23 protein-coding genes are annotated in these 19088 nt (G+C 29.8%); 14 read left to right on the top strand and 9 right to left on the bottom strand.

The features are described from left to right. Positions 1-100 precede the first annotated feature (100 nt). The 7 genes from ACSHW5_RS13410 (at position 101) to ACSHW5_RS13380 (ending at position 6648) form a co-directional block, all read left to right on the top strand. Positions 101-1153: a sensor histidine kinase gene (locus tag ACSHW5_RS13410; RefSeq protein ID WP_435676653.1), complete on the top strand. Its 1053-nt coding sequence runs from the start codon at positions 101-103 to the stop codon at positions 1151-1153. Between the two features lie 271 nt (positions 1154-1424). Beyond that, positions 1425-2147 (top strand): LytR/AlgR family response regulator transcription factor, encoded by a 723-nt coding sequence (locus tag ACSHW5_RS13405; RefSeq protein WP_435676652.1) that lies wholly within the window; start codon positions 1425-1427, stop codon positions 2145-2147. A gap of 27 nt (positions 2148-2174) precedes the next feature. Continuing rightward, complete coding sequence (locus ACSHW5_RS13400) at positions 2175-3275, top strand: diphosphomevalonate/mevalonate 3,5-bisphosphate decarboxylase family protein (protein ID WP_435676651.1); 1101 nt, start codon at positions 2175-2177, stop codon at positions 3273-3275. Positions 3276-3304: 29 nt separating this feature from the next. Further along, a complete protein-coding gene (locus ACSHW5_RS13395) occupies positions 3305-3799 on the top strand; it encodes a toxin-antitoxin system YwqK family antitoxin (protein ID WP_435676650.1) in 495 nt (164 codons plus the stop codon). 49 nt (positions 3800-3848) lie between these two features. Further along, positions 3849-4775, top strand: a complete 927-nt coding sequence (locus tag ACSHW5_RS13390) for a mevalonate kinase family protein (RefSeq protein WP_435676649.1) — start codon at positions 3849-3851, stop codon at positions 4773-4775. A gap of 10 nt (positions 4776-4785) precedes the next feature. Then, positions 4786-5703 carry a geranylgeranylglycerol-phosphate geranylgeranyltransferase gene (locus ACSHW5_RS13385; RefSeq protein WP_435676648.1) on the top strand — a complete coding sequence of 306 codons (918 nt, stop codon included), beginning with the start codon at positions 4786-4788 and terminating at the stop codon, positions 5701-5703. 90 nt (positions 5704-5793) lie between these two features. Continuing rightward, entirely contained in the window at positions 5794-6648 is an 855-nt protein-coding gene (locus ACSHW5_RS13380; RefSeq protein WP_435676647.1) for a pseudouridine synthase, read from the top strand. A 95-nt stretch (positions 6649-6743) separates the two neighbouring features. Here the strand turns inward: ACSHW5_RS13380 and ACSHW5_RS13375 are convergent, their stop codons facing one another. Next, positions 6744-7973, bottom strand: a complete 1230-nt coding sequence (locus ACSHW5_RS13375) for an MDR family MFS transporter (protein ID WP_435676646.1) — start codon at positions 7971-7973, stop codon at positions 6744-6746. Positions 7974-8200: 227 nt separating this feature from the next. Between ACSHW5_RS13375 and ACSHW5_RS13370 the strand changes: the two genes are divergently transcribed. After that, positions 8201-9262 carry a hypothetical protein gene (locus ACSHW5_RS13370; RefSeq protein WP_435676645.1) on the top strand — a complete coding sequence of 354 codons (1062 nt, stop codon included), beginning with the start codon at positions 8201-8203 and terminating at the stop codon, positions 9260-9262. Between the two features lie 2 nt (positions 9263-9264). Next, a complete protein-coding gene (locus ACSHW5_RS13365) occupies positions 9265-9879 on the top strand; it encodes a DUF1684 domain-containing protein (RefSeq protein ID WP_435676644.1) in 615 nt (204 codons plus the stop codon). Here the strand turns inward: ACSHW5_RS13365 and ACSHW5_RS13360 are convergent, their stop codons facing one another. The 8 genes from ACSHW5_RS13360 to ACSHW5_RS13325 form a co-directional block, all read right to left on the bottom strand. Then, positions 9880-10590: an aromatic aminobenezylarsenical efflux permease ArsG family transporter gene (locus ACSHW5_RS13360; RefSeq protein WP_435676643.1), complete on the bottom strand. Its 711-nt coding sequence runs from the start codon at positions 10588-10590 to the stop codon at positions 9880-9882. Next, positions 10591-11028 carry a nitrophenyl compound nitroreductase subunit ArsF family protein gene (locus ACSHW5_RS13355; RefSeq protein ID WP_435676642.1) on the bottom strand — a complete coding sequence of 146 codons (438 nt, stop codon included), beginning with the start codon at positions 11026-11028 and terminating at the stop codon, positions 10591-10593. A gap of 11 nt (positions 11029-11039) precedes the next feature. Beyond that, entirely contained in the window at positions 11040-11942 is a 903-nt protein-coding gene (locus tag ACSHW5_RS13350; protein WP_435676641.1) for a cation diffusion facilitator family transporter, read from the bottom strand. Between the two features lie 3 nt (positions 11943-11945). Then, entirely contained in the window at positions 11946-12920 is a 975-nt protein-coding gene (locus ACSHW5_RS13345) for a permease (RefSeq protein ID WP_435676640.1), read from the bottom strand. 42 nt (positions 12921-12962) lie between these two features. After that, positions 12963-13319 carry an OsmC family protein gene (locus ACSHW5_RS13340; protein WP_435676639.1) on the bottom strand — a complete coding sequence of 119 codons (357 nt, stop codon included), beginning with the start codon at positions 13317-13319 and terminating at the stop codon, positions 12963-12965. Between the two features lie 14 nt (positions 13320-13333). Beyond that, positions 13334-13570: a thioredoxin family protein gene (locus ACSHW5_RS13335; RefSeq protein WP_435676638.1), complete on the bottom strand. Its 237-nt coding sequence runs from the start codon at positions 13568-13570 to the stop codon at positions 13334-13336. Between the two features lie 51 nt (positions 13571-13621). Continuing rightward, entirely contained in the window at positions 13622-13927 is a 306-nt protein-coding gene (locus ACSHW5_RS13330; protein WP_435676637.1) for an ArsR/SmtB family transcription factor, read from the bottom strand. Positions 13928-14331: 404 nt separating this feature from the next. Then, positions 14332-15702 (bottom strand): saccharopine dehydrogenase family protein, encoded by a 1371-nt coding sequence (locus ACSHW5_RS13325; RefSeq protein WP_435676636.1) that lies wholly within the window; start codon positions 15700-15702, stop codon positions 14332-14334. 72 nt (positions 15703-15774) lie between these two features. On the opposite strand from ACSHW5_RS13325, the gene ACSHW5_RS13320 reads away from it, so the two are divergent. The 5 genes from ACSHW5_RS13320 to ACSHW5_RS13300 all read left to right on the top strand — a co-directional run bounded on the left by ACSHW5_RS13320 (position 15775) and on the right by ACSHW5_RS13300 (position 18978). Further along, entirely contained in the window at positions 15775-16155 is a 381-nt protein-coding gene (locus ACSHW5_RS13320; RefSeq protein WP_435676635.1) for a DUF423 domain-containing protein, read from the top strand. A 93-nt stretch (positions 16156-16248) separates the two neighbouring features. Next, a complete protein-coding gene (pckA, locus tag ACSHW5_RS13315; RefSeq protein WP_435676634.1) occupies positions 16249-17859 on the top strand; it encodes a phosphoenolpyruvate carboxykinase (ATP) in 1611 nt (536 codons plus the stop codon). Between the two features lie 209 nt (positions 17860-18068). After that, positions 18069-18401: a YtxH domain-containing protein gene (locus tag ACSHW5_RS13310; protein ID WP_435676633.1), complete on the top strand. Its 333-nt coding sequence runs from the start codon at positions 18069-18071 to the stop codon at positions 18399-18401. A 3-nt stretch (positions 18402-18404) separates the two neighbouring features. After that, positions 18405-18752: a hypothetical protein gene (locus tag ACSHW5_RS13305; RefSeq protein WP_435676632.1), complete on the top strand. Its 348-nt coding sequence runs from the start codon at positions 18405-18407 to the stop codon at positions 18750-18752. A gap of 25 nt (positions 18753-18777) precedes the next feature. Then, positions 18778-18978 (top strand): DUF6327 family protein, encoded by a 201-nt coding sequence (locus ACSHW5_RS13300; protein WP_435676631.1) that lies wholly within the window; start codon positions 18778-18780, stop codon positions 18976-18978. The last annotated feature ends 110 nt before the right edge of the window (positions 18979-19088 follow it).

Below are 19088 nucleotides of genomic sequence, written 5' to 3'. Positions count from 1 at the left end.
TTTCTGCAAAAACGACTTATTTTGGTAGAATGACTACTTTTTTTAGAATTTCACCGCAAATATAAACCAGTTTTGATAAAAAATAAGATATTGTACGCTAATGAAAAATGCACATCCTTTTATTAAGATTATTTTAAAAACAGTATTCCATACTTTTTTTTGGGTTGGTGTGTATTTTTTTTATACATATTTTTTAGGTTATGGTAGTAATAATATAGAATATGTAAATGAGTTTTCGGCTTTTTTAATGCCAACTTCAATTATTGTTTGTTACTTGTTTTTGTATTATTTAATTCCTAATTATCTTCAAAAAAAGAAATACGCCTACTTTATTTTGTACAGTATTTATACATTTATAATTGCTACTTGTTTTTTAATTCTATCAATATTATATGGTTTTGTTTTGTTAGAAAACGCAGAAAATCAATCAGTTATTCCGTTAACTAAAAGTTTGCCTTTTATTGTCTTAGGGGTTTATATGGTAATTTTGTTTGTAATTGTTATGGGTTTGGTGGTTTATAATTACTTGTCTCAAATTAAAAATGAAGATTTAAAAAATAAATTTTTAAAAACACAACTTCAGCTAAAAGAGCAAGAATTGAAGTTTTTGAAGATGCAAATTCATCCACATTTTTTATTTAATTCTTTAAATACTATTTATGGTTTTGCAATCGCTAAAGCGGATGAAACGCCAGAAATGATTTTAAAATTATCTAATTTGTTAGATTATATTTTATATCAAGTAGAAAAACCTAAAGTCCTTTTAATAGAAGAAGTAAATCACTTAGAAGATTATATTTCTTTAGAGAAAATGCGTTTTCATGATACTTTAAAAGTGAATTTCAGTAAAGATAATTTGAATGATGCTATTCAAATTCCGCCAATGTTATTAATTCCTTTTGTAGAAAATAGTTTTAAACATGGTGTAATTATTGACGGATCTATAAAGGTTGATATTCATTTAAAAACAGCAAATAATTGTTTGTTTTTTGAGATTGAAAACTCATCAAAAAGAAAAGAAGAAGCGAGTACAGGAATCGGACTTCAGAATATTAAAAAACGTTTAGAAATGTTATATCCTGAGAAACATCAACTAGAAATAATTGATAAAAAGGATGTATTTAAAGTATCTTTAAAAATTGAATTTAATTAACGTAATTCAATGTTTTAGAGTAAAATAAAAGTGAAAAGAGAAGGTGTAATTTTGTCATTTCGACCTTTTCGTGAGAAATCGCATAAGGCTGCTCAACGTTTTGTTATCACTGTTATGCGACTTCTCACGCTGTTCGAAGTGACAATTCTTTTGGTTTTTGGGTATTTTAATTTATTATTACTCGCTTTTTTTTCACCCAGTTTGTCATTTCGATAGAATGAGGTACGAATGATGAGAAATCACATGTTATTTAATCAAATACGGTATAAAAATGAATACAATTAATTGTGTTATTGTTGATGATGAGCCAGTTGCTAGAAATATTTTAGAAACTTTTGTGGCTAAAATTCCGAATTTAAATTTGGTAAAAAGTTGCAAAAATGCAATGGAAGCTTTCGAAATAACAAATTCTCAGAATATAGATTTATTCTTTTTAGATATTAATATGCCAGACATTTCTGGTTTGTCATTAGCTAAAACAATCAACAAGAAATCTAAAATTATTTTTACAACTGCTTACAGAGAATATGCTCTTGATGGATTTAATTTACAAGCTGTAGATTATTTGCTAAAACCAATAGCTTTTGATCGTTTTTTACAAGCAGTCAATAAATTTTTTGAAACACAAACTGTTGTTTTTAAACAAGTTGATGTTGAGGAAGTTACGGTAAAAAACGATTATATTTTTGTGCGCTCAGAACGTAAAATGGTAAAGATAATTTTTGATGAAATTTTATATGTTGAGAGTTTATCTGATTATATCAAAATTCATACAAAAGATAAGATTTTAGTAACAAGAGAAACGATTAGTAACTTAGAAATGAAATTGCCTTTTCAACAATTTTTAAGAATTCATAGATCTTATATTGTAAATTTAAATAAAACAGATTCTTATACAAATGAGTTTGTAGAAATTGAAAAAAATGCAATTCCTATAAGTAGAACGTACAAAGAAAATGTACTTAGAAAGTTAACTGAAAATTCTTTGAAATAGTTTTATCTTTGAAGCAAATTTTAGAATTTGGATACAGCACAATTTATTTCGAAATCAAGTATTAAATCAATAGAAAAAGCAAGTTTTACATGGCAAACTCCAAGTAATATTGCGTTGGTTAAATATTGGGGAAAGAGCAATCCTCAAATTCCAAAAAACGCTTCTATAAGCTTTACGTTAAATAATTGTCATACCATTACAACTATCGATTTTCAGAGAAAATCGAATGCTGACCGTGTTTCAGAAACTGGTAAATTAGTAGATTTCGATTTGTTTTTTGAAGGAAAACGAAAAGAAGAATTTAAACCAAAAATTGCAGAATTTTTTACAAGAATACAAGAATATTGTCCTTTTGTTTTTGGTTATAAAATGACAATTCATTCAGAAAACTCTTTTCCACATTCTAGTGGAATTGCTTCTTCTGCAAGCGGATTAAGCGCTATTGCTATGTGTTTAATGAGTTTAGAGTTCAAATTAAATTCAGAATTATCACAAGAATTTATCAATAAAAAAGCCTCCTTTTTGGCACGTTTAGGCTCAGGAAGCGCAAGCAGAAGTATAGAAGGACCTTTGGTTGTTTGGGGAAAACATTCAGAAATTGAAGGAAGTTCAGATTTATTTGGCGTACCATTTCCTTATAAAATACATTCAGTTTTTAACAAATATCAAGATGTAATTTTGTTGGTTGATAAAGGTGAAAAACAAGTTTCTAGTACTGTTGGGCATAACTTAATGCACAACCATCCGTATGCAGAAACCCGTTTTAAACAAGCCAATGAAAATGTGACTAAGCTTTCAAAAATTCTTCAAAATGGAAATCTAAAAGCATTTGTTAATTTGGTAGAAAGCGAAGCCTTAACCTTGCATGCAATGATGTTAACTAGCAATCCTTATTTTATTTTGATGAAACCAAACACCTTAGAAATCATCAATAAAATTTGGGAATATCGCTTAGAAAATAATAGTAACATTTGTTTTACTTTAGATGCTGGTGCAAATGTGCATGTTTTATTTCCGGAAGAAGAGAAGGAAAATGTGTGCCAATTTATTGAGAATCAATTGGCTAAATACTGTCAAAAAAATCACTATATTTGTGATACTGTCAGTTTTGGAGCAACGAAGCTGTGAAATTTTCAGCAACCAAAAACACTTATCTTATGAAAACTTCAACCGTACTACTCGTATTAGTTGTTGGGTTTTTAACTTCCTCATTAACGGCCCAAGAAACTGTTTGGTTTGATTCTAATTGGAAAATCACTACCAAAAAAAAAGCTGCTTATTATAGACCATCGCCACAAAAAAAAGACAATGGTTATTGGATTGTAGATTATTATATTTCAGGTAAAAAACAAATGGAAGGTTTAAGTACAGTGCTTGAACCAAATAAAGAAAAGTTTGTAGGATTTGTAAATTATTTTTATGAAAACGGAGCAATTTTTCAAGAAGTTTACTATTTAGAAGGAAAACCAGAAGGTAAATTTTCAGAATTTCATGATTCAGGTGAACTTAAAAGGTCTGGTAATTATGAAAATGGATTGAGAGAAGGAAACTGGAAAGCCTTTTACAAGTCTGGTAAAATACAAGAAAAAGGAAAATATAGCAAAGGTAAAAAAGTTGGAACTTGGAAAACTTTTTACAATAATAAAGAATAATACATCGTATTAAAAGTTTTTGTATTTTTGCGGTACTATTTAAAAGAAAATGAAAGGACCATTATTTTATGCTAAAATTCTGCTTTTTGGAGAATACGGAATTATAAAAGACTCTAAAGGCTTGGCAATACCGTATAACACCTATAGAGGTGCTTTAAAAACTGCAAAAAAATTAACGGGTGAAGCTAAAAAATCTAATGAAAATTTAGAAAGACTTTATCAATATTTATCTCAATTAGAAACAAGTATTGTTGTTTTTAATTTGACGCAATTTAAAACAGACATTCATAATGGAATGTATTTTGATTCTTCTATACCACAAGGGTATGGTGTTGGTAGTTCTGGCGCTTTAGTGGCATCAATTTATGATAAATATGCCACAGATAAAATTACTGTTTTAGAGAATTTAACCAGAGAAAAGTTATTAAAACTAAAAGAAATATTTTCTTTGATGGAATCTTTTTTTCACGGAAAAAGTTCTGGTTTAGATCCTTTGAACTCTTATTTAAGTTTGCCAATTTTAATCAATTCTAAAACAAATATAGAACCTGCCGGAATTCCTTCGCAAAAACAAGGTAAAGGAGCAGTTTTCTTATTAGATTCTGAACAAATTGGTGAAACTGAACCTATGGTAAACATCTTTATGAATAAGATGAAAAACGATGGTTTTAGAAAAATGATAAGCGAAGAATTTGCAATTCATACAGATGCCTGTATTGATGATTTTTTACAAGGAAATGTAAAATCTTTATTTGGCAATGTAAAAAGCTTGTCTAAAGTTGTGCTAAAAAACTTTAAACCGATGATTCCTATTGCTTTTCATAAAGTTTGGGAAAAAGGCATTAAAACAAACGACTATTATTTAAAGTTATGTGGCTCTGGTGGTGGAGGTTACATTTTAGGTTTTACTGAAGATTACCAAAAAGCACAGCTAAGTTTAAAAGACTATAAATTAGAATTAGTATATAGATTCTAAAAAAATCTTTATGATTTCATTTAGAGTAAAAAGAATACTTTTTAAAGTACTTAGTTTATTATCTGTAATTAGAGGTTATAATATTCTGGTGTTAATTGCGGCGCAATATTTAGCGTCTATTTTTATTTTTTCTCCAGATAAATCCGTTAGAACTGTACTTTTCGATTGGCCTTTATTTTACATAGTTTTAGCTTCTGTCTGTGTTGTTGCATCGGGTTATATTATTAATAATTTTTATGATGTAAAGGTTGATGCCATTAACAGACCTGTAAAAACCGGTTTAGATAATTATGTGAAACAAGAAACAAAATTATCGCTTTATTTTTTCTTAAATTTCTTGGGTTTTATTTTTGGATTGCTAATTTCTTGGAGAGCCGCTTTATTTTTTGCCGTGTATATTTTTGCTATTTGGTTTTATTCTCATAAATTAAAAAAGTATGCATTTACAGGTTTAATATCAGCAACTATACTTACCATTTTACCGTTTTTTGCCGTTTTTGTATATTTTCAAAATTTCTCAAAAATTATTTTTGTACATGCTGTATTTTTGTTTTTAGTAATTATGGTGCGAGAATTAATTAAAGATTTAGAAAATATAAAAGGAGCAATAGCAAATAATTACACCACTTTTCCGGTGGCTTATGGCGAAAAAAAAACAAAAAAATTATCAATTTTTATATTGATTTTAACCTTGTTTCCTGTCATTATTTTGTTTAGTTATCCTGCATTAAGTTATATGAGATATTATTTTTACTTTGCTTTGGTTACACTAATTTTTGTAGGTTTTTACCTTTGGAAATCAACAAAAATAAATGAATATAGACGGTTACATAATCTTTTAAAATTACTGTTATTAATAGGTGTTTTCTCTTTGGTTTTAATTGATACTTCTTTAATTGTAGAAAAAGTTATAGATAGTTTAAATTAACATTGTTAAGAAAATAATCTTCCTATTTCAACTACTTTATTATACATTACTTTTCCATCTTTTATAAGTATCTTTGCAAAAATTTTAATAATGAATTCAAATAAAAACTCGTCGAGAGGACGACAAGAAGGTAAAAAAAGTACTCCTCTAAGTAGAAAAAGGAAACCCGTAGCTAAAAAGAGCGTTCAAAAATCGTTTACTAAAATCAAAGCAACTCCAAAAGCTGATGAATCTACAGGTATTCGTTTAAACAAATATATTGCCAATTCTGGTGTGTGTTCTCGTAGAGAAGCAGATACCTATATAGAACATGGTAGTGTAGAGGTTAATGGTAAGTTGGTAACAGAAATGGGTTATAAAGTACAACCTACAGATGTTGTTCGTTTTGATGGAACGTCTATTTCACCAGAACAAAAAAGGTATATTTTATTAAATAAACCTAAAAATTATATTACTACAATGGAAGATGACCGTGGTAGAAAAACGGTTATGGAATTAATTTCTAACGCTTCTAAAGAAAGAATTTACCCAGTGGGTAGGTTGGATAGGAACACAACAGGTTTGCTATTGTTTACCAATGATGGAGATTTGGCAAAGAAATTAACGCATCCAAAACACAATGTGATTAAATTATATCATGCTTCTTTAGATAGAAAACTAGATTTAAGAGATTTAGAAAAACTACGCGGAGAAGTAATTATAGAAGGTAGAAAAGTATTTATTGATGCTGTTTCTTATGTAGATGGGCAACCAAAATCTGAAGTTGGTATCGAAATTCATTCTGGTAGAAACAGAATTGTGCGTAAAATATTTGAACACCTTGGTTATAAAGTAAATAAACTTGATAGAGTTATTTTTGCAGAATTAACAAAGAAAAATCTACCGAGAGGAAGATGGAGAGAACTCACAAACCAGGAGTTGAACAACTTGTTAATGTTGAAATAAAAAAGTAACGTTATTACAAAGTATAAAGCAATCTGTTGAATATATTAAAATTCAATAGATTGCTTTTTTTTTTCTACTTTTAGCAGTTCATCACCTTAAAAAAGATGTTTTTTTTCTACTTTTAGTTGTTCTTTCTTTAGAATACGCATCAATATAAATAAAACAAAAACTCCAAAAAGAGCAAAAATTGTGATCATATTTATGGTAAATTCAAAACCAAATTTTGCTACCATTTGCATTCCAGAATTATGACTAAAGATATGCGATAAAGAAAAAGCAATACTATACAACGCCATATACTCTCCTTGGTTTCCTTTTTTCGCTCTTTCTACAGCAAATGCATTCGAAAAAGGAAAGGCAATCATTTCTCCTACGGTCATAAATAACATTCCAATAATTAAAATACCTACCCAAGAAGTTAGGTTTAAAATTATAAAACTAATGGCCACTAAAAAAAGTCCTATTGCTACTAATTTTATTTTAGAATTTTTCGGATTTTCTAACCATTTTATCAAGGGCATTTCGAATAGAAAAATAAAAAATCCGTTAAACCCCATTAACAAACCTACTTCTAAAACAGTTAAGTGACTCACATTTTTATAATACAAAGGCATGGTAGAAAAGTATTGTAAAAACACAAATCCAAAGATAAACATGGCTACAAAAAAGACCCAAAAAGCTTTGTCTTTATAAGCAGAAACAGGGTTTTCTACTTTTACTTTGTCCTGTATTTTTGCTTTCTTTGGATGCAATACTTTAAGCAACAAAACAGCCGCTAAGACACAAGTAACACCATCTACCCAAAATAAACCTAGGTAACCTACTAATGTAATAATTAAACCACCAATTGCCGGACCTGCAGAAAAGCCTAAATTAATTGCCAAACGTATTAAAGTAACAGAACGTGTTTTGTTTTCTGGTTTGCTATAAGCACTTAAAGCCACAAACATTGCAGGCCTAAAGGCATCTGCAACTAACATTACTAAAAATATTCCAAAACAAAATGCCTCAAAAGTTTGAGCAAATTGAAGCAAAACAAACAATACTCCAGTAGCAAAAAGACTAACCAACATAACTTTATAATAGCCAATTTTATCGGTTAATTTTCCTCCTAACCAAGTACCAACAACAGAACCCAAACCAAAGAAAGTCATTATCCATCCTACATCTGGTAAGCTAAAATGCAAACTTTCTGAAAGATAGATAGACAAAAAAGGAATTACCATGGTTCCAGATCTGTTAATTAATGTAATAAGAGATAACCACCAAACTTCTTCAGAAAGACCCTTAAAAGTATTAATGTAATTGTGTAGTAATTTTTTCATGTTATTTTTATAAATGCAAAAAGTCCAACTTTTCAGCCGGACTTTTTTATGAATTTTTCAATTTTATTTAAATTATATCAAAACTTATAAACATACCAACTTGCGTGTTTTTTACACGATAAATAGGTTTTATAAATAAAGACAGTTCTCATTTTTTTGTTTTTAATTCTACAAACCTACATAAAATAGTTGAATATTGTATTTTTGATGTGTAAATAATTATAAAAATGAATTTAAAAAAAAGAGTTTTGTATGCTGTAGTAATTCTATTGCTACTTTATATTGCTAACATTTTTATAAGTACGGGTTTTTTTAGGAAGATAGAAAATAGTTTTGAAGGAAAGATTTTAAAAGAAATAAAATTGCCTGGTGCAGAAGACATAACCATTAGTCAAATAGATAGTTTTGCCATTGTTTCATCTACCCAAAGAAATAAGTTTCCGAACACAAAACAAGCGGTTGGTGGTTTGTATTTTATAGATTTAAAGGATAAAGCATACAAACCAGTTCTTCTAACTAATAATTTTAAGAAACCTTTTGCTCCTCATGGAATTTCTATTTTTAAAAAAGAAAATGGCTATATATTAGCTGCAATAAATCATACAATAGAAGGAGAATCTATTGAGGTTTTTCAATTGATACATCAAGAATTAACGCATAAAAAGACCTTAAGGAATGAAATGATTTTTAGCCCTAATGATCTTGTTTTATTAGATGAAAACAGCTTATATTTTACAAATGATCACGGGTATAAATCTGGAATATTACGTTTAAGCGAAGATTATTTTGGACTGTCGCTTTCTAATGTTGTCTTTTTTGATGGAAAAAAATATGCCCAAGTCACAGATGGCATTGCCCATGCAAATGGTATCAATTTTGATAAAAAAAGAAATTTAATTTTTGTGGCTTCACCAAGAAAATTCTTGATAAAAGTGTATTATAAAAACAAAGACAATAGCCTTTCTTTTTTGGAGAATATTGATTGTAAAACAGGTGTAGATAATATTGAAATTGACACAGATGGTAATTTATGGGTTGGTTCTCACCCTAATTTATTACATTTTGCTTCTTATGCAAAAGGAGATAAAGAGACGGCTCCTTCAGAGATTATTAAAATAAACTATAAAGAAAAAGGCCATTACACTATTGAGAAAATTTTTATGGATGATGGTTTTAAAATGTCAGCTTCTTCAGTGGCTGCTACTTTTGGAAACCTTATTTTTGCCGGAAATGTAATGGATGACAAGTTTTTGATTCTTGAAAGAACGTCCAATTTTAACTTAAATTAATTATGAAAATAATTTTACCTATACTTTCTTTGTTTTTAATACTTTCATGTAATTCACAAGGAAAACGCCCCATATTGGGAGATACAGAATACCAACAACAGCTTAACGCTAGTTATAAAGACGCGTCTAAATCGCCCTTAAAAAAGAAAGATTTGAAAACGTTTAAAGGGTTAGATTTTTTTCCTGTTGATGCTACTTTTATAGTTACCGCAGTTTTAGTAAAAACAGAAAATGCACCTATTTTTAAAATGCCAACAACCACAGATAGAAAACCGCTGTATAAAGAATATGGTATTGCAACTTTTACCCTAGAAGGCAAAGATTGTTCGCTAACTATATATCAAAGTCAGGATGATTTGCGTGGTGAGAAATACAAAGATTATTTATTTTTACCGTTTACGGATGATACTAGCGGAAATGAATCTTATGGAGGTGGCCGTTATATGGATCTTATGATTTCTGATGAAAATGAAGATGGAACTATTCTTTTAAATTTCAACAATACGTATAACCCATATTGCGCTTATAATGATAAATATTCTTGTCCGTTAACACCAAGAAAAAATCATTTAGATGTAGAAATAAAAGCTGGTATAAAGGTTTTTAAAAAGGATTAGTTATTGTACTATTCCCACAAAAATAGCCACATAGTACAAACCTGTTAAGATAAATACAACAGCAGTAACCATACGCATTCCTTTTTCAATTTTAGTAATTTTATTATAAAACAGTCCTACTTTTCCTGCTGTAAAGGCTAATAAGTAGGTGAAAAGAATGACTGGCAAGCCAGTTCCTAATGCAAAAACAAAGGGTAAATACAATCCGTTTGCAGATGCAATGGTCATGGGAATGAGCATTCCAAAAAATAAAGCGCCACTATAAGGGCAAAATGCCAATGCAAAAATAACACCAATAAAAAAAGAGCCCAATAATCCTTTGTTCTTAAATTTATCGGATAATTTTTCTTGAAAATTAGATTTTCCTAAAAAATTTAGTTTGATAATATTTAGCATTATCAATCCAATAATAATTAATAAAGGGCCTAAATATTTTTCTCCATTTTGATTAAAAAAACGTGCAATATGAAACTTACTGGCGCCAAAATATAAAATTAAGCCTATAGAGGCGTAGCTAAATCCTCTTCCTAAAGAATACAACAAGCCACTTAAAAAAACGGTCCGTTTTCTAGAAATATTTTTAGAAATAAATGCAGTTGCCGTAATATTTGTAGCCAAAGGACACGGACTAATAGCGGTCATTAGTCCGAGTATGAAGGCTGATAAAATTGGAAAATTATAATGCTCTATAAGAGATTGTAAAAAATCCATTTATAATGTTTTTAATTGGGTGTTTATTTTAGTTTTTAATTCATTAGAAAAGGTTTCTTGGTCTGTACCATTCATAAAAGCAAAAGCTGTGAGATCTATTTTAGTTTCCTTTCCATTTTTAATTACATTTAAAATTAGAGCTGTACCAGCGGCTTCAAATTTTTCAGCAAGTTTTTCGTTCTCTTTTTTATCTACATCAATTACTTTAAAGGTAATTTTGTTTGTTTTTAATTCTTCTGAGAAATATGTCTCTAAAGTATATTTAGTATTGGCTTCAATGGCTTTACAAGTCATGCATCTATGAGTAGAGTGGAAGTCTAGTACTTCAATTTTAGAAATAGATGAGTGTATACTTTCTGTTTTAGCTTTGCTTTTAGTAGAGCAAGCTGTCACTAGTAAACTGATGGTAATAATTGCAATAAAGTTAATTGTTTTCATTTTTTATTAATTTATAGTTTATTTTTTTCGGAGCATTTTTCTTCAAAGGTTTCAAATTCTAAAGTACTATGTGTAATATGATGTGCTTTTAGTTCTTTTTTTATGGCTATTTTAATTCTTGGAATTTCATTTAAATTTTCAATAATAACATGAGAAGTTAATGCATTTTCATTAGTACTCACACTCCAGATATGAATATGATGTACTCCTGCCACGCCAGCAACTTCCATTATATGTTTGGTAATTTCTGTAGTGTTTATTTCTGTTGGTACGCCATCCATCATGGCAACAATACTATCTTTAAAAAGACGCCAAGTACTTATAAGAATAACCAAAGCAACTAAAATTGCGGTAATTCCATCAACAAAATTCCAACCAGTATATTTAATAATTAATCCAGATAATACAACACCTAAAGAAACCAAAGCGTCTGCCATTAAATGCCAATACGCTGCTTTTATATTTAAATCATCTTTCTTTTTTTTACGAAATAAAAGTGCAGAAGAAAAGTTAATCACAATTCCTATTGCCGCAACAATCATTACTACATTTCCGTTGATATTGTTCGGGTTAAGAATATGTCTAACTCCTTCCCAAGCAATAGCGCCAATGGCAAAAGCCAATAATATGGAGTTGATAAAGGAAGCCACAACAGATCCTTTTTTTAATCCGTAGGTAAATACTGTATTGGGTTTAAAACGAAGTAATCGAAAGGCTAAAAAAGCCAATAACAATCCAGAAATATCTCCAATATTGTGTACCGCATCAGAAAGTAAAGCGGTAGAACCAATTTTCCAACCATAGCTCAATTCTATAATAACATACGCTACATTTAAGGTGATACCAATTAGAAAAGAACGGTTTATATCTTTAGAATCTAAAGATTTAGGCGTATGGTTGTGTGTATGTTCCATTTTTTATAAAATGATATTAAATAAGTATCCAGAAATAATAATACAAAGTGTAACCACGCCAAAAAAGATAGCAATTAGTTTTAAGGTCATTACTTTTTTAAGGAGCGTAGCTTCTGGGATAGATAACCCTACGGTTCCCATCATAAAAGCAATAGCGGTACCTAAAGGAACACCTTTGGCAACAAAAACTTGAATTACAGGAACAATTCCGGCTGCATTTGCATACATGGGTACCGCTATTAGTACAGCAAAAGGAACTGTCCACCATTGTCCGCCACCTAAAAAGGAACTAAAAAAGTTTTCAGGAACATAGCCATGCATTGCTGCACCAATGGCAATTCCTATAATTACATAGATAAGAACACTTTTTACAATGTACCAAGCACCACGAGTTATTTCTGGTAAACGTTGGTAAAATGTTTGTGTTTCTTCTTGGTAATTTGCTTGTTGCATTTTATGCTCCATAATTTTTTTTACCCAATCAGATAGCAACGGTTCAAGATGAAGTTTGCCTAAAAACCAACCCCCAATGGTACCTAAAATAATGCCAGAACCTACATACATTAAGGTTGCTTTTAGACCAAACATACCAATAAACATGGCAATGGCAACTTCATTTACTAGTGGTGATGTAATTAAGAAAGAGAACGTAACACCTAACGGAATTCCACCTTGTACAAAACCAATAAATAATGGAACCGAAGAGCAGGAGCAAAAAGGAGTGATTGCGCCAAAAATTGCAGCAAAAAAGTGCTCTAATCCGTAAAGTTTCTTTTTGTTTAAATAGTTTTTAAGTTTGTCTACAGGAAAATAAGCGTTTACAATTCCCATTATAAAAACGATGACAAAAAGTAGCATTAGAATTTTTAAGGTGTCATAGATAAAGAAATTTAATGCTTTTCCTAAATGCGTTTCTGCAGCAATTTTAAAAACGGAATAAATAAGCCAATCTGCAAAGTTTTGTAACCAATTAAACATTTTCTATAGTTTTTATACAACCAGAAATGGAACAGGCTAGTTTTACGGTATTGTAAATAGTACCAAACTTTTCAATATTTTTTTTAGTAAATCTGTATTTAGTTTTTTATCGTTGCTGTAAATGGTTAAATTGTAAACAATGTTATCCATTCTAGGCGGGTTTTCGAGTCGTGTAGCGTTTACTTCCAACGTTGTTTTTGAATATGAGAATTTCATCATTTTCGAAAAACGTTCTACATTTTTTAACATACAAGCTGCAAATGAACTTAAAAAAAGTTCTGCAGGATTAGGCAAGGTTTCAGCAGTTTGTGCCGTTGTTCCAAAATGGATGTTTGATTCTTTTATATGAATAACTGCATCTTTATTTGAAAGGGAAGAGGCCTTAATATGATACTTCATAAGTTGAGATTTATTTATTTTAAAAGAGCCAAAACTTCATCTTTAGAAGGAAGTCTACCTTTAATGGTAATAGTATTATTAATTACCAAAACTGGAGTTGTCATCACATTAAATTTCATAATTTCCATGATATCTTCTACTTTTTCAATGGTAGCATCAATGTTGTTCTCAGAAACTACTTCTTTAACAATAGCGGTCATAGATTGACATTTTGGGCAACCTGTTCCTAAAATTTTTATTATTTTACTCATGTTATTTTAATTTGTTTATCGTAAATAGACGATTGTATTATTAAAAAAATATCAATCGAAAAATTGTTGAAATAATGATTTTGCCATGTTCCAGTTTTCTTGATTGATGCAATACTTTATTTTTGGTGGTTTTAATTCGCCTTGAATTAAACCAGCATTTTTTAATTCTTTTAAATGCTGAGAAATGGTAGATTGAGCCAAGGGAAAAACACCAACCAAATCGCCAGTAAAACAACAAGATTGATTTTCTAGATGTTTTAAAATGGCAATGCGAGTAGGATGTGCCAACGATTTTGCAAATTTTGCTAAGGCTTCTGTGTTTTCTTTGTATGATATGGGTGCTAAGTTTCTTTTCATATTCTCTATCGTAAATTTACGATACGATTTTAAGTTGTAAGATGATATTTATCACGTTTTGATAAATTTTATTGGCAATAAGAATTTTCTTTTTGTGTAATAATGGAGGATGATACTGAAAGTTAAAGCGTAAATTAAAGTATCTTTTTTTTAGTTTGTAGTGTTTTTACACTCAAGTACTTATAAGGTTTTGATAATTTTGTTGGATGAATTTTTTATATTTTTCAAAGTCTTTAAAGACCTGTAATTAGCGTTAGGGATTGCAATTTTTCCACTACGCTCAAGACAAGCTTAATCCTTTTTACTTTTTTAGTAAAAAGATATAGAGAAAAGCCCGTTAAAACGCCCAAAAAACTTTTTTTTGGATAAAATACAAGTTGTTTTTCATTTCAACATGATGGTATTTACCCAATTACATGATTGGGATTGTACCCTAAATAAGGTACTTCTTTTTCAGTAAATTTAATTCCGTAGTTTTCTAATTCTTGTAAAATGGGTTCGTATATTTCCTTTGTAATAGGTCTTTGAACTCCTGGGGTTTTAATTTCTCCTTTTAAAATTTTTAGAGCGGCAATAGCCACCGGTAAACCGACAGTTTTTGCCATGGCTGTGTATGTTTGGTTTTCTCCTAAGACAACCAAACTACTTTCTATTTGGTATTTTTTAGCATCAATTTCATAACCAAAAAGATGTTGCATTACAATCATGTCCTTATCATTTTCTTGTAAAGTCCAAGAATCTTCTAATATTTTTTGTAAAATTTGGGCAGGAGTTGCATTTTTGAGTCCTACTTTTTTCTTAGGATTAAAGAGGTCTAATTCTTCTAATTTGGCCCACATTACATCATCTTGATCAATTTTTAAGTAAGAACGTAGTTTTAATTCTACAGAATCTGAAGGTGAATAGGCTAGAAAAAGATTTATATAATCTCTGTAACTCAAGTTTTCAGAATCTTCAATGGTATAAGAATCATCTGTCATGCCTAATTGAACAAAAATATTCCAAGCTCTAGAAAAGCCTATTTTTCTGATGGTTCCGCGGTACATAGTTGGTATGGAATCTAAGCCATAAATACTTCTATATTTTAAAGAATCTCTATTTGCGTAGGCTTCAAAAATACCATTTTCGTTTATTTTTAAGAACTCTGTTCTTCTAAATAACTTATGGTAAGGAATGTATTTATAAGTACCTTCTTGTATAAACATTGCTGCGCCACCTTGACCAGCTAAAACCACATTTCTAGGGTTCCATGTAAATTTATAATTCCATAAATTGTTATCACTTTCTGGCGCTACCAAACCACCGGTAAAGGATTCGAAAAGCAGCATTTTTGCACCTTTTGCTCTAATAGTATCTATGACTTTCATGGCACTCATGTGGTCTATACCGGGATCTACACCAATTTCATTCATAAAAACCAATCCCTTTTTTTTTGCGGCTTCATCAAGTGCATTCATTTCATCAGAAATATAGGAAGCAGTAACTAAATTTTTATTAAAAGTGATGCAATCTTTTGCAATTTCTATATGCAAACTTGCGGGCAACATAGAAATTACAATCGCTGCTTTTTGTACTTGTTTTTTACGCTGATTTTTATCGAAAACATCAAAAATAATAGCTTTAGCATTCTTATGATTATTAATAAGTTTTAACGCGTTTTTAGTAGAAATATCTCCAATAGTAAGTTGTAGGTTTTCTGAACCAGATTTATCTAATAAATATTTTATAAGCGATGAACTTGATTTACCTGCACCAATAATTAGTATGTTTTTCATAGAAGAAAGATGTATTTTTGTGGTCTTACGAAGATACATTATTTGTTTAAAATTTAACAAAAACACCTATAAATGTTTAAAAATTTACTTATTACTTGTTTTTTAGGAGCACTTGCTATTATTTTAGGAGCTTTTGGCACACATGCTTTAAAGGAAATTTTATCAACTTCGCAATTATTAAGTTTTGAAACTGCGGTTCGTTATCAAATGTATCATGTAATTGTATTGCTCTTTGTGAATAGTTTTGAGGGTTTTTCAGTAAAACAGAAAAATGCAATTAGTTATGTGTTTTTTTTAGGGATTTTACTCTTTTCGGGCTCTATTTACCTGATTCACTTAACCACTATTACCGCAAAATCTATTTGGTTTGTAACACCATTGGGAGGGCTTTTTTTAATCTTTGGGTGGTTTTTTATGATTGTAGTATTCTTAAGGAAAATGCAAAAAGGGTAAAAATTCTGTAATATTTTATTAAAAAACATGGCTATATCAAATTATTGTGTAATTTTGCGATGTATTAAATAACACACAACTAAATTTATACAAATGCTACAACAAAAAACGAAATCGATTTCGCTAGATGCGTTAGGAATTAAAAATGCAACAATTCGCTACCAATTAACTTCAAATGAATTGCACGCAGAAACTTTACAAAAAGAACAAGGAACAGAATCATCTTTAGGAGCAATTTCTGTAAATACAGGAGAGTTTACCGGACGTTCGCCACAAGATCGTTTTATTGTTAAAGATGAAGTTACAAAAGATAAAGTTTGGTGGAGCGATATTAACATTCCTTTTGATGCAGATAAGTTTGATAAACTGTACAATAAAGTAACTGATTATTTATCTAACAAAGAAATTTTTGTAAGAGACAGTTATGCTTGTGCAGATGAGAATTACAAACTTAATATACGCGTTGTAACGGAATATCCTTGGAGTAATATGTTTGCTTATAACATGTTTTTACGTCCTACTGAAAAAGAATTAGAAACTTTTTCTGCCGAATGGACTGTTATTAACGCACCAGGTTTTATGGCAGATGCAGCTATTGACGGAACAAGACAACACAATTTTGCAATCTTAAATTTCACTAAAAAAATAGCTCTAATTGGTGGAACAGGATATACAGGAGAAATTAAAAAAGGAATTTTTTCTGCTTTAAACTTTATCCTTCCTGTGTACAAAAATACTTTACCAATGCATTGTTCTGCAAATGTTGGTAAAGAGAATGATACTGCTATCTTTTTTGGTTTATCAGGTACTGGTAAAACAACTTTATCTACAGACCCAAATAGAAGTTTAATTGGTGATGATGAACATGGTTGGACAGCAGAAAATACCATTTTTAATTTTGAAGGAGGTTGTTACGCAAAAGTGATTAATTTATGTCAAGAACAAGAACCAGAAATATTTGGAGCTATTAAAAAAGGAGCAATTCTAGAAAATGTTATCATGGATGAAAATGGAGTTGTGGACTTTGCCAATACTTCTATCACTCAAAATACAAGAGTTAGTTACCCTATTTATCATATAGATAATATCAAACAACCATCAATAGGGAAAAATCCTAAAAATATATTCTTTTTAACTGCAGATGCATTTGGCGTTTTGCCTCCAATTTCTAAATTAACGCCAAGTCAGGCGGCGTATCATTTTATTTCTGGTTATACAGCAAAAGTGGCAGGTACAGAAGCAGGAGTTACAGAACCAATACCAAGTTTTTCAGCCTGTTTTGGCGCTCCTTTTATGCCTTTACATCCTACTAAATATGCAGAAATGTTAAGCGCAAAAATGAAAGAAGCTGGTGTAAATGTTTGGTTGGTAAATACAGGTTGGTCTGGCGGACAATATGGTGTTGGTAAACGGATGGCTTTAAAATATACAAGAGCTATGATAACAGCTGTTTTAGAAGGGGATTTGAAGGATTATAGATATGAAGATTATCATATTCATTCTGTATTTGGAGTAGCGCAACCAAGAAGTTGTCCAGGAGTGCCATCGTCTGTTTTAAGTCCGAGAGCAACATGGAATAATGACGATGCCTATTATAAAACTGCTTTTAAATTATCGAATGCGTTTAGAGTTAACTTTAAGCAGTTTGAAGAATTTGCCAGTGAGGAAATTAGAAGAGGTGGTCCGCAACGGTATGCCTTTTAACGTAAAGAATTTATTTATTTTTCTGCTTTATCTTTAAAGAAGCGCAATCTAAATTATTTATATTTTATTTTAAAACCACCTGCACTGTAGGTGGTTTTTTATTTGAGTTCATATTTGAATTTATAGAGTTAATCTAATAGTTATTAATAAATTACCTTTGAGTAAGTGAAATAATAAAATTAGTTTAACATTTTAAAAAAATATAAAAGATGAGTAAAAGTAGCAATACAATAGTAGGATTATTAGCAGGAACAGTAATAGGAGCAACTTTAGGAATTTTATTTGCACCAGATAAAGGGGTTAAATCAAGACAAAGAATTTCAGATGAAGCTTTGGCTGCTAAAGATAAGGTAGTAGAAACAGCAAGTGAGTTAAAAGAGAAAGTCTCTTCTGCAGTTTCTGATAAAAAAGAAACATTAGATGCTCAATTAGAAAGTGTAGTTTCTGATGTTAGTCATAAGGCAGAAGATGTAATTTCAACCTTAGAAAAAAAATTAAAAGAACTAAAGGAGAAAAATAAAAAGTTACAAAAATCTGCCTAATTTATGAGCATATTCGATAATTTAAGAGAATCTGCAGATAAAGGAACAGATGCCGGTAAGGAGTTTGTTTCTAAAAGTTTTGAGCATGCAAGATTAAAAGTTTTTCAAGTTTCTGCTATCACGCTTAGTATGATTGTAAAGTTTTTAATTATTGGTAGCCTGGCCGTTTTAGGGTTTATTTTTCTTGCAATTTCTTTGGCAATTACATTAGGTAAATACTTACAGAATGTATCACTAGGGTATTTATATGTAGGATTAATGATTCTACTTTTTTCTTTAGTATTCTATTTTTTTAGAAAAATTCTTGATAGGAAAATAATTGCAAAATTGTCTGAAATATTTTTTGATTAATCAATTCAAATTAAAATAATACGTTATGAAAACATATCAAAGTTTTAAAGAAATAAATAGACATTTAAAGCAATTATCATTGGAAAGACAAATAGCTTATGAAGAACTTAAAATTGTTAAAAATGATTTTGAAGAAAGTTTGCGTCCGGCTCGGATGCTAAGTAATGCGCTAGGTGTTTTTGGGAAGTTTAGTACTTTACTTTTTATAAAGAAGATGTTTAAGTAAAAAAGCTAAAAGTAGTATAGTTTAAGAAAAGGATTAAATAACGTGAGTTCGAGCTAATCAATCGCAATACTCGGTAACATATTGGGTATTTTTATAGAAGGTTTTTTAGG

Origin of the sequence: Polaribacter sp. (assembly GCF_051251875.1) — a bacterium.
Lineage (GTDB): Bacteria > Bacteroidota > Bacteroidia > Flavobacteriales > Flavobacteriaceae > Polaribacter.
Note: the sequence above shows the minus strand (reverse complement) of the source record. Positions and strands in the feature narration are given on the sequence as shown.

Excerpts from the sequence above, each read along its gene's own strand:
- ACSHW5_RS13370 (WP_435676645.1), top strand. The coding sequence starts at position 8,201 with ATGAATTTAAAAAAAAGAGTTTTGTATGCTGTAGTAATTCTATTGCTA.
- ACSHW5_RS13385 (WP_435676648.1), top strand. The coding sequence starts at position 4,786 with ATGATTTCATTTAGAGTAAAAAGAATACTTTTTAAAGTACTTAGTTTA.
- ACSHW5_RS13305 (WP_435676632.1), top strand. The coding sequence starts at position 18,405 with ATGAGCATATTCGATAATTTAAGAGAATCTGCAGATAAAGGAACAGAT.
- ACSHW5_RS13300 (WP_435676631.1), top strand. The coding sequence starts at position 18,778 with ATGAAAACATATCAAAGTTTTAAAGAAATAAATAGACATTTAAAGCAA.
- ACSHW5_RS13360 (WP_435676643.1), bottom strand. The coding sequence starts at position 10,590 with ATGGATTTTTTACAATCTCTTATAGAGCATTATAATTTTCCAATTTTA.
- ACSHW5_RS13340 (WP_435676639.1), bottom strand. The coding sequence starts at position 13,319 with ATGAAGTATCATATTAAGGCCTCTTCCCTTTCAAATAAAGATGCAGTT.
- ACSHW5_RS13355 (WP_435676642.1), bottom strand. The coding sequence starts at position 11,028 with ATGAAAACAATTAACTTTATTGCAATTATTACCATCAGTTTACTAGTG.
- ACSHW5_RS13390 (WP_435676649.1), top strand. The coding sequence starts at position 3,849 with ATGAAAGGACCATTATTTTATGCTAAAATTCTGCTTTTTGGAGAATAC.
- pckA (WP_435676634.1), top strand. The coding sequence starts at position 16,249 with ATGCTACAACAAAAAACGAAATCGATTTCGCTAGATGCGTTAGGAATT.
- ACSHW5_RS13395 (WP_435676650.1), top strand. The coding sequence starts at position 3,305 with ATGAAAACTTCAACCGTACTACTCGTATTAGTTGTTGGGTTTTTAACT.
- ACSHW5_RS13335 (WP_435676638.1), bottom strand. The coding sequence starts at position 13,570 with ATGAGTAAAATAATAAAAATTTTAGGAACAGGTTGCCCAAAATGTCAA.
- ACSHW5_RS13310 (WP_435676633.1), top strand. The coding sequence starts at position 18,069 with ATGAGTAAAAGTAGCAATACAATAGTAGGATTATTAGCAGGAACAGTA.
- ACSHW5_RS13405 (WP_435676652.1), top strand. The coding sequence starts at position 1,425 with ATGAATACAATTAATTGTGTTATTGTTGATGATGAGCCAGTTGCTAGA.
- ACSHW5_RS13410 (WP_435676653.1), top strand. The coding sequence starts at position 101 with ATGAAAAATGCACATCCTTTTATTAAGATTATTTTAAAAACAGTATTC.
- ACSHW5_RS13325 (WP_435676636.1), bottom strand. The coding sequence starts at position 15,702 with ATGAAAAACATACTAATTATTGGTGCAGGTAAATCAAGTTCATCGCTT.
- ACSHW5_RS13320 (WP_435676635.1), top strand. The coding sequence starts at position 15,775 with ATGTTTAAAAATTTACTTATTACTTGTTTTTTAGGAGCACTTGCTATT.
- ACSHW5_RS13375 (WP_435676646.1), bottom strand. The coding sequence starts at position 7,973 with ATGAAAAAATTACTACACAATTACATTAATACTTTTAAGGGTCTTTCT.
- ACSHW5_RS13380 (WP_435676647.1), top strand. The coding sequence starts at position 5,794 with ATGAATTCAAATAAAAACTCGTCGAGAGGACGACAAGAAGGTAAAAAA.
- ACSHW5_RS13330 (WP_435676637.1), bottom strand. The coding sequence starts at position 13,927 with ATGAAAAGAAACTTAGCACCCATATCATACAAAGAAAACACAGAAGCC.
- ACSHW5_RS13345 (WP_435676640.1), bottom strand. The coding sequence starts at position 12,920 with ATGTTTAATTGGTTACAAAACTTTGCAGATTGGCTTATTTATTCCGTT.
- ACSHW5_RS13350 (WP_435676641.1), bottom strand. The coding sequence starts at position 11,942 with ATGGAACATACACACAACCATACGCCTAAATCTTTAGATTCTAAAGAT.
- ACSHW5_RS13365 (WP_435676644.1), top strand. The coding sequence starts at position 9,265 with ATGAAAATAATTTTACCTATACTTTCTTTGTTTTTAATACTTTCATGT.